The organism is Colwellia aquaemaris (genome assembly GCF_057548755.1).
The window spans coordinates 700,137-715,584 of sequence record NZ_BAAJLV010000001.1; the positions used below are offsets into that span (position 1 = coordinate 700,137).

A 15,448-nucleotide genomic window follows, 5' to 3' on the forward strand; every position below is an offset into this window, starting at 1 on the left:
TTATGCTAAACGAGGCTAGATTCTAGCGTGAAAAATTGTTGATTATCAATAATTAATTTATAAAATTTGTTTTATTAGCTCCATTTTTGCATTTTACGATAAATGGTCGAAGGGTTAACTTCGAGTAATGCCGCTGCTTTGGTGATATTGCCATCACATTGCGCTATTGCATGTTCAATGGCATTTTTTTCAACCTGTTCAAGTGGAATAATTTCTGTGTTATTTGCTGGCTTTGCTACGGCACTTGTCGCTGGAGCTTGCATCGCTTGACTAGGAGAGCTAGGTAGAATTTGATTAATGGTTAATTGCTCAGCCAGTAAAGGTTGGATCATTTTTAAGGTAATTTCTTTACCGTTATTCATAATACAGGCGCTGTGAATGGTGTTTTCTAATTGCCTTACATTGCCTGGCCAAGGGTAAGAAACAATAAAATCACGCGCGTTAGCGCTAAAAGCAACAAAGCTTTTCTGTTGCTGTTGATTATATTTTTCTAAAAAATGCTTAGCAATGATAAAGGCATCTTGCTCTCGTTCACGCAATGGCGGTAAATTTAATGGAATAACATTAAGGCGGTAGTATAAATCCTCTCGAAATTCATTTTGATTTACGGCATCACTTAGCTTGACCGATGATGCAGCAATAATTTGAGCGTCAAATTTCATTAATTTAGTATCACCTAAGGCGGTAAACTCTCGCTCTTGAATAACACGTAATAATTTTGCTTGTAATGGCATTGGCAAGGTGGTGATTTCATCCAGAAATATTGTGCCGCCATTACTTTGTGAGAGCAATCCTTCTTGGTCAGTAACAGCACCAGTAAAGGCACCTTTTTTGTGGCCAAAGAGCTGTGATTCAATTAAGGTTTCGGAAAAGTTAGCGCAATTAACGGCAATAAAACTGCCATCGCGTTTACAACCTGATTCATGACAAGCTTTGGCGACAAGCTCTTTGCCTGTCCCTGTCTCGCCATGAATATAAATGGGGACATTGGCCCCAGCCGCGACAGAAATATTTTCAATTAACTGCTTTATTGGCGTACTTTCGCCAATGATTGTTTGATTAATTTTAGTCAGTGCTGGCTGGCTATTATTACTGTTAATACTATCTTGAACTAGCATCACTAGCTCAGAGTTTTTCCAAGGTTTAGAAATAAACTTTTCAATAATTGCGTCATTAAAACCAGCAGACACTGAGTCAAAGTCTTCGTAAGCACTGAGCATTATGCGTTTGGTGTCTGGCCACAACTGTTTTACCTGTGAAAGTAGCTTATCACCAGTAATATCTGGCATACGTTGGTCAGATATGATTAATACTGGCTGGTTGTCTTTAATATAAGCTAATGCTAACCGTGGTGAGGTAAAGGTTTCAATACGTACATCAACTCGCATTAACGTACGTTTTAAAGCCGCAAGAATTTCGTGTTCGTCATCCACCAAAATAACTAATGGTCTATTATCTGTTACTTCCATTACTTAGCTTTCCCTAACAACTTTCTGTTGCTTGTTAATTTCGCTGCCTTGATGCAGCACGTAGGCGATAAGCCTCTTTTGGCTGAGTTCCTGATGTGATACTAATGAGTCAATTTGAGCCTGTGACAGTACAGTTTTTTCACTTAATAATTTATGTTGCTCATGATTTAAAATATCTTGTGCTAATACCATCTCGGGTTTTAATTCGTTAATAGCTTTTGCAATTTCAAGGCTTTCATTGGCATTCGGATCGTTAAGCATGTCAGAAAATAGATAGAATATTTTGCTGTCGAAAATATTCCCTAGGCTTTTTTTCATAATGATTAGAGCTTCTTGCGGGCTAATACATAGGCCCGTAAACTGCCCAGAAACCAGCAAGTCAAAATGTGCCACAATTGCCAAAATGCGTGATGTTATAGGGATTTCATCAGCGGTTAAATGTTCGGGTACCCCAGAGCCATCATAATGTTCGTTGATATGTTTTATTATTTTAGCGCACGGCGATAACGATGCCACAGATGTTAATATTTCAGCGCTAACCTGCGGATATTTAATCCAGCTTTGCTGTTCTTGTATGGTCATTTTATGCCAAGGTATTGTCGTCAATGTAGCAGGCAAGCTGCTAATGCCAATACGGTAAAATAAACCTGCAAGGTAGACATGGACGCGGTGTGGCTCCTTTAATTTCATTCTGCGAGCCAACATTTTACTTTGTTGTGCAACTCTGAAGGTATGCCCTGTTATGTCGTGTGTTTGCATCGCGACTAAATTAGCACTTAATTGTAATAGCTCATTGTTGAGTAAAGATAATTTTTGACTTTGATTAACAACACTATTGTGTTGAGCTTGTAAAAAGTGGCTCACCTTTTCCATTGAACTTTGATTGGCAGACAATCTTTGGTTATCGAGTTTTAAGCTTTTTACAATGGCAAGCTTTTTGTTTTCGCTGCGCAATTCTGTGATCAATTTTGCCAAAGTTGCTTTTAATTCTCCGTTGTCCCATGGTTTAGTGATATAGGCAGAAATTTTTCCTTCATTTATGGCTTTTTTAGCTAGCTCTGTATCTGCGTAGCCCGTAAGCACAATACGTTTACTGCGACTGTTAATCTTAACTATATGAGCCAAAAAGTCTGCGCCGTTAATGTTCGGCATTTTCATATCTGTAATGACAAGCTGGGTTGGTGTTTCTTGAAAAAACGCGATTGCCGCGGCCGCGTCAGTGAAAGCATGTACTTGATAATCGCTGCGCAAAACCCGCTGCAAGGCATTGAGAACTTCTTGTTCATCATCTAGCAATAAAACTGACGGTAACATGTCTTAATCCTAAAAAAATTTAGTTAAAGATGAAATAGTTGCATAAACTCATGCTAGCATTATAGTTAATGAAATGTGAAGTATTTAAGGATGTTTACACGATGAAAGGAGCTATTTTTACGGGCTTTGCTGACTATGTAGAGCAAGAGTTTGGTCTTACCGTTTGGCTAAAAACGCTTGAAAGCTGTGAACTTGCATCTAATGGGGAGTATTTAGCAACAGAATTATACGAAGACGTAGAGTTTAATGTGTTGGTTGAAGCATTAGCGAGAATTGTTGATATTGAAAAAGAGTCGCTGCTTAGAGACTTTGGTAAGCATTTTTTCCCCGTCTTGATGTCGCTCGGCGTTTCGCTTGTTAAAGAAATAGACAACCTATTTGATTTTATGAGAGCTGTTGATAGTGTAATACACATTGAAGTGCAAAAAAGCGACCCTCTGGCTTATACACCAACCTTACTTTATGACCAGCCGCAAGATAATGTACTCATTGTTAGATACTTGTCACAAAGAAAAATGTGCCATTTTGCTGAAGGGCTAATTTTGGGGGCAGCGGAACATTTTGGAGAAAGCGCAATACTTAGCCAAAGTAAGTGTTTATGTAAAGGAGATGAACATTGCCTGATTCGGGTCGAGATCTAAACACGACATTAACAGAAAAGGTCGCTTTGCTTGAAAAAGCCTTAGTACGAGAGCGTAATGCTAAGAAAAAACTTGAGGCTAAATTAAGCCAAAAAGCCGACGTGATCCTGTCTGAGAATAAAGAGTTTTTAGATTCATACGAAAGAACGACAAGTCGACAAGTGCAGTTGCAGTTTTTAGCAAGCTTAACGCAAGAATTGCTTTTGGATAAAAGTATTGAAGATTCGTTTTGTCATTTTGCCGAAAACGTAACCAAATTATTAGAAAATAGTACTGCTATCGTGATTCGCATTCACGCAACAGGTAACAATAACATTTGGCTTTTATCTGAACAGCAAGGAAATTGGCAAGCAAAACAATGGCAAGAGAAATATCTAGCAAGCATTAAGCCCTTTTTACTGAGCGAAGATACTCGCTGGCATCGATTTGAAATAAGCAAAGGGGAGCAAAATGACACGTTTTTCTCTTTGTTAGACAATGATACGGTTTTGTATCTATCAATGAGGGTAACGACTAACGAAAGGTGGTTGGTATTGCTTGATATCAACCATTATTGCTATAGCGATGACTTCAAACAAACGATGGATATTGCAGTACAGCAATTTAGTGCAGCGATAAAACGTCGGGTGACTAAAATTGAATTAGCTTACAATTATCGTGATTTACACAATACGGTAGATGAGCTTAAGTCAACCCAACAACAGTTAGTCCATAGTGAGAAAATGAGTTCATTAGGACAGTTGGCAGCAGGTGTCGCACATGAAATCAACAATCCTATTGGTTATATTTCAAGTAATTTAAATGTTTTAAAAGATTACCTTGAAATATATGAGCAGGCCTTTGCTCAACTACCTAGTAAACTTTTTGAACAATTGCATAATCAGCGTGAATTGACGTTTGCCCGTGAAGATGTTGATGAGTTGCTTGAGTCTTGTATTGTTGGTGTTGAACGCGTTACGGAAATTGTTGCTAGTTTGAAAACCTTTTCTCGAAAAGAACATGATGAATTCTCTGCAATACATATTAATGATGTGATCGAAAGCGCCTTAAAAATTGTCTGGAATAAACTTAAATATGACCATGAAGTAGTGCAAGAATTGTCGCTTAAACTCCCTGAAATTCAAGGAAATTATGGGCAGCTTCAGCAAGTTTTTGTTAACTTATTTGTTAATGCTTGCCAAGCGATGAAAGAAAGTGGCGAATTAAGAATTGAAAGTGCGTTGGTGGATGATTATATCGAAGTCAATGTACATGATACGGGGTGTGGTATGGATGAATCAGTGCTACGGCACTTATTTGACCCATTCTATACCACTAAAGATGAGAGTGAAGGCACAGGTTTAGGCTTGTCGGTTTCCTATGCCATTGTTGAAAAGCATAATGCAACCATAAGCGTAAACTCCAAACCTGATCAAGGCTGTACGTTTACGCTTAAATTTCCTGTTCTCTGTAATGCTACTTCTAACTAACAAGTTTTTCTTTAGAGCTGTGCAACGATATTTTTCGGGCTATAAATATGAAAAATGTCGTAGCGGCTGGTGGCTAAATTATGCTGCTCTGATGTTCTAAATGAAATTGACACCTCAACATCACTACCATTTAACTCAGACTTTTTATCACAATAAAGCATGGCACTAATTGGATAAATCCCCTTATTTAGTTCCAAAGAACCCGTTAAAACCTGCTCTGATTCAAAACGAGTCATTAAATGAATTTTCTTATCAATCACGCGCTTATTATTCATATCAATGCGGGCATAACATGAACTAATTTTAGACATAGTATCTGAACCTAGGTTTATTGATTGATTTTTAACGTAAAACTCAACACCGACTTGTAAACGACCTTTTTTTCGGCTTGGAAAAAGCCCATTTAGACGATACATGCTTTTACTTGGTTGGCTTATGCCATAGCTTTTGTGGCTTGATAAAGAAAAGCGAGTTTCATTCATGACAAATGAACCAACATCATCACTTAGTGCTGCCTGTTTAGCATTTGATGGCAGCGGGTAAACACGGGTGATCCAACCAGGAAATAAGTCTGCTTTGTTTACCGCCTGTGCTAAAACTTCATTACTACCCACATGATAGGGGTTTAGTGTTCTTAGTATTTCAAGTTCATTTTCCGCTTTTGTTAACAAAATAGTTTTATCATCTAACTGGGCATTGAGCGTTTTAGCTTTTTTCCACTGCATAGCAGCAATTCCACCTATAGCTAGCGTAAACACAGCTAGAATTGTTACTTTAATTAAAGACTCCGTAAATGATGTAGTTCGGCGACTATATCTTTCTTTTCTATAATAGCTACTCATAGTATTCCCCTCACTCTCTTTGTAACTTTGCTCTTAATATTGTTCTCAGTTGCAAGTGCTTTGCCAATTGTAATTTTGTTATTTTTCAGTTGGTTATATTTTTCCTGTTAAAAATAGTCTAAACAGCTTTGCAAATTGCAACAGTGATAACTGCATTATGCGAAATGAAATAATCCCTTTTGTTTAACTTTATGAAAAATAAGGGAAAAAAATAGGCAAGGAATCTGCAATGGCTTTCGTTGAGTAGATTTAAATACATTATTGAAAAATGTGAGGAGAAATGTATGCAAACAAATTCATTGAAGGTAGCCGTTGCTGCTATTTTGCTGTCGACGAGTAGCGCTGCATACAGTGTCACTCAAGTTGATATTGAATTGCAGCTACTGCTTGATATTTCAGGAAGTATAGATACGCAAGAATATGATTTACAGCTGCAAGGTTACCAAGCCGCGTTTGAAAGCAGTAATGTGCAAAATGCCATCATTAACGGTACAGAAGGGCAAATAGCGGTTCAGCTTATTATGTGGTCAGGCCCTAATCAACAAAGTGTTATGATTGATTGGACCTTAGTCGATAGTGCAAGTAGTGCTGACACTTTAGCTGCCAACATTGGCGCTATTGCACGACCTTTCTCAGGTTGGACTGCAATTGGTGAAGCTGTAGAGTACGCATACCCACTGTTTGAAAATAATGGCTTTGCAGGCTTTGAGCAAATTATTGATATTTCAGGAGATGGCACTAATAACTCTGGCATTTCTCCAAGTACCGCTACAGATAACGCTATTGATGCTGGTATTGATACCATTAATGGCATAGTGATAACCACTAGTCAAAATGTTGTTGACCAATACTTAGATGAAGTGATTGCCGGCGAAAGTCCATTTTTACTAGCTCCAGGGAATTTTGACGATTTTCAAACAGCGATTGAGAACAAAATTGTTGCTGAAATTGAAGGCTCTCAACCTATTGGTGCCGTATCTGTTCCAGAGCCAGGAACAATAGGATTATTTGCTATTCCAGCCCTATTTCTTTGTTTTAGAAAACGCGCTACTAAGGAGAAAGTATCATGAGAATTGCTAATGTAATGACCCTGTTTTTTGTTCTAGTTTTTGGCGCTGCTGAAGCAGCAACAGCCAGTAATTTTTCTTTCGATTTTGGCGTTATTCGTCATAACGATGTAGGTGAACCAATTGCCTTTGAAAAAACAACGCAGATCCCAATCGTCAATGGTGTTGAAACCACACTTTATGGTTTAGTGGTTACCAGTGATGACGACGAGCAGTTTAATTTAAACTCTGTGCATATAGTACCTATACAGAATGAGCGTGGTAATTTAAAAAAGGTTATGGGTAAAGCTATGGTTATTAAAAAGCGTGGTGCAATATTTATGCGTACAGACTTCGACGATTTACCTGGCGATTATCAAATGGAAATCTATATTGATAATGAATTGCGTCACACCATTAATTATCAGCTTGCTGATACAACGTTAGCTAAGCGCTAATTTCACTTTCCTCACTGAGCCGGACAAGGATGTCTAACTCATTTTATCTTCGCTAATATTGTGAATTTATTCGCTAATTTACATTAATAACATTGTTAATTTTGTTGTGAATTCCTTAATATCACTATTAAGTATAATTAATACGTGAAATGGAATGAACTTATGGCTGAATCTAGCAACGAAACCTCTACTGAACAGGCAACAAATACCTTAAATCCAACCAACTTACTAAAAGATGAAATTGATCAAGTAAGCCACTTTTATAATGTCATAGTTGAGTTTTTTACTAACTATAGCTTTCAACTCGTTGGCGCATTTATTATTTTTATTATCGGCTACATGTTTGCCGGAAAAATAGCAAAACTCGTGCTAAGTGTATGTGAACGACACAAGCTGGATGTCACTTTAAGTCGATTTTTAGCCAATACCAGCAAAATGCTGATAGTAGTGATGATTACTATTGTTGCACTTGGTAAATTAGGTATTAGTGTAACGCCATTTATTGCCGCTATTGGTGCTATTTCTTTAGGTGCTGGTTTGGCTTTGCAGGGGTTATTGGCAAACTATGCTGCTGGCTTCAATATTATAATAATTCGCCCATTTGTGGTTGGTGACACTATTACCGTACAAGGTGTTACTGGGCAGGTGAAAGAAGTGTTGTTGGCATATACCATACTTGCAGATGAAGATAATGTTGAAATAACTATCCCAAATAAACACATAGTAGGAGAAGTACTGCACAACTCAAAAAATGACTCGCTACTTGAGCTAAGTGTTGGTATCGATTATGCGGAAAACCCATTAGAAGTTGTTGCCATGTTAGAAAAGGCATTAAATGATTTAGATATTGTTAGCGATGCTCGTAAACCGCAAATCGGCATAGATGAATTTGCTGATAGCGCTATTACTATTGCGGTACGTTTATGGACGCCAACCGCTAATTTGTATAGCGCAAAATATAAAGCATATAAAGAGATATACTTAACACTTGAACGAGCGAAAATTAAAATACCGTTTCCACAACGTGATGTTCACCTTATTAAGGAAGCGAGCTAATTTTCATTTTGAATAAAGTTACAAAATGTCGCTAGGAAAATCGCGCTTAGACCGTTTTATTGCGCAGCAGTGCCAAATAAGCCGCCGTAGCGTGCGGCTTATGCTGGCACAAGGCCGTGTTTTAGTTAATGGTATTGTTGCGCGTGATATAGATGAAATTATCGATAGCTTCACTGATATTGTTGTTGATGGGAAAGTTATTCAAGCCAATTCTGCACATTATATTATGTTACATAAGCCGGTAGGGGTTGTTAGCGCAACCAAAGATAGCCAGCATAAGACAGTTATAGATCTTCTAGATTATTCGTTTAAAGAGCAACTGCATATTGTTGGCCGACTTGATCTTAATACCTCAGGCTTAGTTTTGCTAACCAATGATAGTCGGTGGTCTGAACGGCTTACCCAACCAGAGCGTAAAGTTAGTAAGCGCTATTTAGTAACATTGAAAAATAAGCTAACTCATGATTATATAGCGGCCTTTGCCAATGGTATGTACTTTGAATATGAAGATATCACCACCAAACCCGCTAAACTGACAATTCTTGATTGTTATAAAGCTGAGGTTGAATTAATAGAAGGGCGGTATCACCAAATTAAGCGTATGTTTGGTCGTTTTAGAAACCCGGTCGTTAGTTTACATCGTGATAAAATTGGCCATTTAGAGCTTGATCAGCAACTTGCTGTTGGTGAATATCGAAAACTGACATTAAATGAAGTTGAAGCAATTAATTGATAATTAAGTATCTTTTCGCTGCGCCAATAAAAATAACAAGTAACCATTAAAACCTAAGGAATAATTGAAATGAAATATATTATGCTGTTAGTCGTCATTGGCATTATTATTAGCTTTTTTGTACGCAATAACGCTAATCGTGAAGCGGCTAAAGTAAACGCAGCAAAAGCAGCGGAATTTTTACAGAATAATAAACATGTCGAAGGTGTTATTGAAACGGCATCTGGCTTACAACTGAAGGTATTGACGCCGGGAGAGGGCGAGGTGCATCCAAGCGCAAGCTCTAAGGTAAAAGTACATTATCACGGCACCTTGCTAGACGGAACGGTATTTGATAGCTCTGTCGAAAGAAATGAACCAATTAGTTTTGGCTTAAAGCAAGTGATAAAAGGTTGGACGGAAGGCCTGCAACTGATGGTTGTAGGGGAAAAAACACGGCTATTTATTCCGGCAGAGCTTGGATATGGTAATAGTGCGGCGGGTAAAATTCCACCGGGTTCATTGCTAATTTTTGACGTTGAATTGTTAGCAATCGACTAGGTGGTGATCTTTGTTTATTACATATAAATAAAGATTAACAGCCACGAAGAGAATTTACTTTAGTTACCGGCTTAATTGCTTAAGCTATTAAGCCGGCGCGCGATACCATCTTTCTTGAAATTAATATTTATTCTTCTCTAAATGCTTCTGCACTTAAATGGTGACGATTAAGTAATTTATAAAACTCGGTGCGATTACGTTGCGCAATTTTTGCCGCTTTGGAAACATTGCCGGCTGTGAGCTTTAGTAACTTAGCTAGGTAGTCACGTTCAAACTTATCTCTAGCCTGTACGAATGACGGTAAAATAGTGGTTTTATCGCGAAGGGCATTTTTTACCAGCATTTCGCTGATCAAAGGCTCGGTTGATAAGGCCACCGTTTGTTCTACCACATTTTGTAGCTGTCGGATATTTCCTGGCCAAGCAGCACTGATCAATATTTCCATTGCTTCTTGAGAAAAACCAGAAATATTTATATGAGATTGTTCTGTTGAGTTTGTTAAAAAGTGCTGTGCCAATAAGGGAATATCTTCTCGACGTTCAGACAGTGGTGGTAGCTCGAGTTCGACTACATTTAGGCGATAATATAAATCCTCACGAAAGGTTTTATCTATTATTGCCTGTTGTAAGTTTTTATGAGTTGCTGAAATAATTCGGACATCGACTTTAATAGACTGTGTACTGCCGACGGGACGAACTTCCCGCTCTTGCAATGCCCGAAGTAGTTTAACTTGGAAACTCATTGGCATATCGCCAATTTCATCTAAAAATAAGGTGCCACCATCAGTTGCTTGAAATAAGCCAATGTGATTTTTCTCTGCGCCGGTAAAAGCTCCCTTACTATGACCAAATAGCTCAGACTCTAACAATTGTTCAGGAATCGCGGCGCAGTTAATGGCGGTAAACTTTTGTGCATGGCGTGGGCTTGCTAAATGGATCGCTTTTGCCAGTAGTTCTTTGCCGGTGCCACTTTGACTATGAATTAATAAACTAAAGTCACTTTTGGCAACTTGTTTACTTTGTTGCAGCAATGACTCCATCACGGTACTGCGGCTGATGATTTTATTGCGCCATTGATTGTCCCTTTGGCTGTGGTTAAGTTCAGCAGGCTGTAGCCGTATTGCTTGCTGCACAACTTCTAACAATTCTTTGCTTTCAAAAGGCTTGGTTAGAAAGCTGAAAACACCTTGTTTAGTCGCGTTAATAGCGTCAGGTATGGTGCCATGAGCTGTCATGATAATGACCGGAATGTGCGGATGTTTGGCTCGAATTTGTTCAAATAACGCCATACCGTCCATGCCTTCCATTTTCAAATCACTGATCACTAAGTGTGGGTGAAAGCTTTCTAATCGACCTAAAGCAATTTTAGCGTTTTTCGCAGACTCTACGTGATAGCCAGCAGCAGACAGTCGTATACCAAGTAAACGTAATAAACTTGGGTCATCATCAACAATAAGAATTTTGCTGGTATCGCTTGTTGAAGATTCGTTTTCAAAGGTCATTGGTTGTATCTCGATTAATTACAGTTTTCAAAATTGTTGTTGCATATGCTAAGAAAATTAGCCTGATAAACTTGTTATTGACGTTCATCTATTGCTTGGTCAATTTTTTTCAGTTGGATAATGGTTTGCTCAAGCAAGGCTATTTGTTCAATAAGCTGTTGCTGTTTTTTAAGTGCTAATTTTTGTTGCTGTTGTTGTTGAAGCAGCAAACGGTTACGCATAAGTAAACGTTGGTTTAGTTGATCGCGCAGTAGCGTTATAAATGCTTGTTCGCTAGGGTTGATATCGGCAAAAGCAGCATTGTTTCCTTCCTGCTTCATTTGGTTTAACAGGGCCTTAGCGTTGAAACTATTGTAAATTGGCGACTTGGGTAGGCTATATAATAGTAGTAATTTTATTTGGCTATCGTAGTCGGGCGTTGATGAATGTGCTGACGTTGCCGCAATGTTTTCCTGAAGCTTTCCAACTTCTTCCATTAATTGAATATCAGTCAATTGTTGCAAAGTTAAGTAATATTCACCGTAACTAATATTCTCAGTTGCTGTGCTTTGTGTTAGTTGGCAACCAGAGAATAAAAGAATGGCCGCGAAACTGAACGCCGATAATGACAAAAAACGATAATTAAGCATTAGCCTGACTCCTTTTGTTCATATGCACGCGGTAGGGTAATAGTAATTTTAGTGCCACTTGGCTGCTTTTGTTGGCTACTTAACTTGATATCACCATTAAGTCTTAAAATTAATTCTTTAACTATGGTTAGTCCTAAGCCACTGCCTTTAACTAAACTGTCTATAGGTGGCGGCCCTTGGAAAAAAGCATCAAATATTTTCTCTTGATTATCATGACTAATACCAATGCCTTGGTCACTTATTGACAGCTGTAGTAGGCTATTATTAATTCTTGCTTTAATTTCAATAGCGCCGTTATTCGGAGAATACTTTATGGCGTTAGACAGTAAGTTATCTATGATAACGTTGACTTGTTTTCTATTACTCAGAAGATAAATAGCAGTCGGCGGTATGGTTAAGTGAATTTTTTTACGTTTAATGTCTAACTTTCTATCTGAGACAACCTGAGAAATTGCTTGTTCAATAAATATCTCTTCATTGTCTTGTAAGCTTGTTGAGTCTAAAACGATATTAAAGTCGAGTAAGTCCTCAATATGTTTTTGTAAGCGAAAAACACTATTTTTTATGATATGTGATATTTCTTGTTGTTCGGCATTAAGTTCACCAACACTGTGATCATAGAGTAATTCAGTACCTTCCCTAATGGCGGCAAGTGGTGTTTTTAATTCGTGTGAGATATGACGGATAAAACTAGATTTTTGCAATTCAAGGGCGTGTAAGCGCATGCGCATATTTTCTAATGCTTGGGCAATTTCTTGAATTTCTGGCGAGCCGGTAAGTTCTATTTTTTGAGCAAACTTTCCTTGTTGTAGTCGGTAAATACTTTTCGCTAATACTTTCAGGGGAGTTGTTATTAGAAAAATAAACAGTGCGGCAATAAGTAAACTGATCGGGATGATCAGCAAGCTTTGAATCATAATATCGCGTGTTGATTGCGCCGCTTGCTTAATGTTGTTTATATGTTCAGTATTTAGCGCGTTACTTCGTTGGGTTAATTGCTCATAAATTAATGTTAGTGTGTTAAATTTTTCCTGAGTTGCTTGCAAAATAAAACTATCACTTGGCAGTTTTTGCTCTGCTTCAGGGATGGTTTTTTCGAGCAACTCGCTTACGGCCTCACCATAACGACTTGATAAGTTTTGTAATTCATTATCTTTGCTGGAAGCTTTGATTTTTTGCACCAGTTGCTTAATTAATTGACCTTGCGCTAGGTAGGCGTCTGCTAGAGCTTGGTCTCTTAGCACTAGATATTGAGCCGCATTGCGCTCCATCTTAATTTGGCTACTTTTTAAGAGTTGCTGGTGATCAAGCAGTGCTTTTACATCATTAATCGCTCCTTCACTCGCATTAGACAAGGTATTAACTTGCGATGCACCAAATAGTAAAGCGATAACGAGGGGAATAGCCACTAAGCTAAAGCCCAATAGCGTTAACGATTTTATCGAGAAACTTAAAATTGATAGGCGCATTAGTGGTTTACTGCTGTTTATCGGTTTAATTTCATTCACAGTGCTGTATTTAATATTACTTAAGGTGTGTTGCTTAGCGCTAGTGTTAGCTAATTTTTGTGAAAAAACAATGGTGTCTCCAATTGGATACATATGTTTTTTTTCTTTTGTTTATATGTTAACTATTGAATTTATAGTGAATTTTATTCAAAGGCGAGAGCGAGGTTGAATATATAAATATTAAACTAATATAACTGTTGCTAATAGGTGACAGTTAATGTTTTGGTTTTGTTGTAAATTCTTTTTATTTCAATGAGTTAAAATTTTGGTACAGGATGTGCAATATCCTTCTTGTGTGTGGCATTTGCCATGGTAGGCATATTTTTTGATGTGCTGTTAATCAAATAGAAGGATTCAAACATGAGTAATCTTAGTTTAAAAAAACTGTCAATCGCAGTTGTTGTTGCATCATTAGCATCAAACCTTGCATTCGCCAACAATGATATTAAATCCGTTGTTCCTAAAGTTGAAAAGCCTACGTCATCATTCTCTCAACTTGTGGCAAGTTATGATGCTGACAAAAATAATACCTTAAGTGCTGATGAGCTGTCGAACAATAAAACGTTAAGCAAAGTTTTTTCAAAAGTTGATGCCAATGGAGATAAGCAGATCAGCGAGCAAGAATTTAATAACTACTTAGATAGCATTAAGAAGTCGTTATCTTAGAGTTATAGAACTCCCTTTTTTGCCGACTGTAAGCACTCATTCCCAGCCAATCAGTCGGCCTTTTTATACTGATATTTAAGGCCCCCAAATATGAATAATCAAGCTTCCTCTCAAATGTTATCTCGTTACGTTCAAATTGATAAATGGATTTTTGAAGTAAAATCTGTGCGCGCAATACGAGTTGATGACTTTGGCAAACCATACTCTGCTATCGCTAATTTCACCCTGAATGGAAATAGTGCATATATTGATGGTTTATTAACAAGAGAGGAGGATGATTTTACTCGTGAAGATTATCAAACGTTTGTGAAAATGACGCAGCAGTTAGAAGTAAAAAGCGTTAACTTTGACCGATTTAAGCAACGTCGTAGAGTGTCTGATACGGTAAAAATAACGCCTATGGATAGGGAAAAACCTATGCTGAAATTGGTAAAAGCATAGTCAACTGCCTGAAAGAGTCGATATAATAGCCAGTAATATTATTTATTTGAAAGGGCTGTCAAATGAAATCTGTTAAAGTCGACCAAGGCTATATTACCCCCTCCAAAATTATTTGTGTTGGACGTAACTATGTTGATCATATCAGTGAACTAGGGAATGAAGTTCCTGATAACATGGTGCTTTTTTTTAAGCCCAATGCGGCTATAGGTTCACAGTTATTCTCGTACCAGCAAGAAACTATACACTATGAGGCTGAATTGTGTTTTTTGTACCAGCAAGGAAAATTTTCTGCGCTTGCGGTGGGTTTAGATCTAACCAAAAGAGCCTTACAGACTGAGCTGAAAAATAAAGGTTTACCTTGGGAGCGCGCAAAAGCGTTTTCGAATTCAGCGCTATTTAGTGACTTTGTTTATATTGACCATGTAGAGCAAAATTTTGAGCTGCAACTCGATATTAATGATAAGCGTCAGCAAACTGCTACCGTAAAAATGATGCTACATTCGCCGCAGAGCATTCTTAAGGAGGTACTATCCTTTATTGAATTGGAAGATGGCGATATTGTAATGACAGGTACCCCTGCAGGTGTTGGCAAAGTTAAACGTGGTGATGTTTTTACTGGGCGGGTATTAATAGCTGATGATATTATTATCACTAAGCAATGGCGAGCGAGTTAGCACTTGCTGACAATTAACTCCGTATGCTTGGGCTTTAAGTCTGAGTATGAGAAAATGTTGTGAGTTTATAGTCAATAACAAAGTAATAATATGAAACGTATTACCCTATATACAATGCAAAATTGCCCACATTGCGATACGGCAAAGCGCTACCTAGAGAAAGAAAATATCCCTTTTCGTCTCTGTAATGTGAAAACCCCAGCTGGCCGCAAAGAGTTTGCTAAGTTAAATATGCGCGGTGTACCAGTTTTGAAAATAGCCGATCAGATATTAAATGGTTTTAGCGTCAAAGACTTTAATCGTATTTATAAAAGTTAATTATTTATACGCTATTGCTAGTTGTACCTTTAGTTGAACTTCTGACAGCAGCCCCTAGATATTAAACATTGCTCATTTATTAAACCGTTTGATTTTCATCGTTTAATTGTTTTATTTATGTTAGCGTAATGTTAAAGGGGTGA

General features: G+C 37.8%; 17 protein-coding genes. 11 read left to right on the plus strand and 6 right to left on the minus strand.

Going from position 1 to position 15,448, the window contains the following annotated elements:
* Positions 1–74 precede the first annotated feature (74 nt).
* Together AC27HL_RS03075 and AC27HL_RS03080 are read right to left on the minus strand one after the other, a co-directional pair.
* Positions 75–1,469 (minus strand): sigma-54-dependent transcriptional regulator, encoded by a 1,395-nt coding sequence (locus AC27HL_RS03075; RefSeq protein ID WP_487078897.1) that lies wholly within the window; start codon positions 1,467–1,469, stop codon positions 75–77.
* Positions 1,470–1,472: 3 nt separating this feature from the next.
* A complete protein-coding gene (locus tag AC27HL_RS03080; RefSeq protein WP_487078898.1) occupies positions 1,473–2,783 on the minus strand; it encodes an HD domain-containing phosphohydrolase in 1,311 nt (436 codons plus the stop codon).
* Positions 2,784–2,884: 101 nt separating this feature from the next.
* On the opposite strand from AC27HL_RS03080, the gene AC27HL_RS03085 reads away from it, so the two are divergent.
* Both AC27HL_RS03085 and AC27HL_RS03090 read left to right on the plus strand, forming a co-directional pair.
* A complete protein-coding gene (locus tag AC27HL_RS03085) occupies positions 2,885–3,424 on the plus strand; it encodes a heme NO-binding domain-containing protein (protein ID WP_487078899.1) in 540 nt (179 codons plus the stop codon).
* Positions 3,400–4,893, plus strand: a complete 1,494-nt coding sequence (locus AC27HL_RS03090) for a sensor histidine kinase (RefSeq protein WP_487078900.1) — start codon at positions 3,400–3,402, stop codon at positions 4,891–4,893. Before AC27HL_RS03085 ends, AC27HL_RS03090 begins: the two co-directional genes overlap by 25 nt.
* An 11-nt stretch (positions 4,894–4,904) precedes the next feature.
* Here AC27HL_RS03090 and AC27HL_RS03095 read toward each other — a convergent pair whose 3' ends face one another.
* Positions 4,905–5,735: a hypothetical protein gene (locus AC27HL_RS03095; RefSeq protein ID WP_487078901.1), complete on the minus strand. Its 831-nt coding sequence runs from the start codon at positions 5,733–5,735 to the stop codon at positions 4,905–4,907.
* A gap of 284 nt (positions 5,736–6,019) precedes the next feature.
* On the opposite strand from AC27HL_RS03095, the gene AC27HL_RS03100 reads away from it, so the two are divergent.
* The 5 genes from AC27HL_RS03100 (at position 6,020) to bamJ (ending at position 9,568) form a co-directional block, all read left to right on the plus strand.
* Positions 6,020–6,805 carry a DUF1194 domain-containing protein gene (locus AC27HL_RS03100; protein ID WP_487078902.1) on the plus strand — a complete coding sequence of 262 codons (786 nt, stop codon included), beginning with the start codon at positions 6,020–6,022 and terminating at the stop codon, positions 6,803–6,805.
* Positions 6,802–7,239: a hypothetical protein gene (locus AC27HL_RS03105; RefSeq protein WP_487078903.1), complete on the plus strand. Its 438-nt coding sequence runs from the start codon at positions 6,802–6,804 to the stop codon at positions 7,237–7,239. Before AC27HL_RS03100 ends, AC27HL_RS03105 begins: the two co-directional genes overlap by 4 nt.
* Before the next feature lie 162 nt (positions 7,240–7,401).
* Positions 7,402–8,295, plus strand: coding sequence for a mechanosensitive ion channel family protein (locus AC27HL_RS03110; protein WP_487078904.1), 894 nt, complete (start codon positions 7,402–7,404; stop codon positions 8,293–8,295).
* A gap of 25 nt (positions 8,296–8,320) precedes the next feature.
* Positions 8,321–9,028 carry a pseudouridine synthase gene (locus AC27HL_RS03115; protein ID WP_487078905.1) on the plus strand — a complete coding sequence of 236 codons (708 nt, stop codon included), beginning with the start codon at positions 8,321–8,323 and terminating at the stop codon, positions 9,026–9,028.
* A gap of 69 nt (positions 9,029–9,097) precedes the next feature.
* Positions 9,098–9,568 carry a BamJ family beta-barrel-assembly machinery protein gene (gene bamJ, locus AC27HL_RS03120; RefSeq protein ID WP_487078906.1) on the plus strand — a complete coding sequence of 157 codons (471 nt, stop codon included), beginning with the start codon at positions 9,098–9,100 and terminating at the stop codon, positions 9,566–9,568.
* 127 nt (positions 9,569–9,695) lie between these two features.
* Here bamJ and AC27HL_RS03125 read toward each other — a convergent pair whose 3' ends face one another.
* The 3 genes from AC27HL_RS03125 to AC27HL_RS03135 form a co-directional block, all read right to left on the minus strand.
* Complete coding sequence (locus AC27HL_RS03125; protein WP_487078907.1) at positions 9,696–11,069, minus strand: sigma 54-interacting transcriptional regulator; 1,374 nt, start codon at positions 11,067–11,069, stop codon at positions 9,696–9,698.
* Between the two features lie 74 nt (positions 11,070–11,143).
* A complete protein-coding gene (locus AC27HL_RS03130) occupies positions 11,144–11,698 on the minus strand; it encodes a hypothetical protein (RefSeq protein ID WP_487078908.1) in 555 nt (184 codons plus the stop codon).
* Entirely contained in the window at positions 11,698–13,299 is a 1,602-nt protein-coding gene (locus tag AC27HL_RS03135; protein ID WP_487078909.1) for a HAMP domain-containing sensor histidine kinase, read from the minus strand. Before AC27HL_RS03135 ends, AC27HL_RS03130 begins: the two co-directional genes overlap by 1 nt.
* A 267-nt stretch (positions 13,300–13,566) precedes the next feature.
* Here AC27HL_RS03135 and AC27HL_RS03140 point away from each other — a divergent pair, with 267 nt between their 5' ends.
* The 4 genes from AC27HL_RS03140 to AC27HL_RS03155 all read left to right on the plus strand — a co-directional run bounded on the left by AC27HL_RS03140 (position 13,567) and on the right by AC27HL_RS03155 (position 15,305).
* Positions 13,567–13,872 carry an EF-hand domain-containing protein gene (locus tag AC27HL_RS03140; RefSeq protein ID WP_487078910.1) on the plus strand — a complete coding sequence of 102 codons (306 nt, stop codon included), beginning with the start codon at positions 13,567–13,569 and terminating at the stop codon, positions 13,870–13,872.
* Positions 13,873–13,962: 90 nt separating this feature from the next.
* Entirely contained in the window at positions 13,963–14,313 is a 351-nt protein-coding gene (locus AC27HL_RS03145; protein ID WP_487078911.1) for a hypothetical protein, read from the plus strand.
* A 62-nt stretch (positions 14,314–14,375) separates the two neighbouring features.
* The gene (locus AC27HL_RS03150) at positions 14,376–14,987 is read left to right on the plus strand and encodes a fumarylacetoacetate hydrolase family protein (protein WP_487078912.1); all 612 of its coding nucleotides are present in this window, start codon (positions 14,376–14,378) and stop codon (positions 14,985–14,987) included.
* Between the two features lie 90 nt (positions 14,988–15,077).
* Positions 15,078–15,305 (plus strand): glutaredoxin family protein, encoded by a 228-nt coding sequence (locus AC27HL_RS03155; protein ID WP_487078913.1) that lies wholly within the window; start codon positions 15,078–15,080, stop codon positions 15,303–15,305.
* Positions 15,306–15,448: the final 143 nt, after the last annotated feature.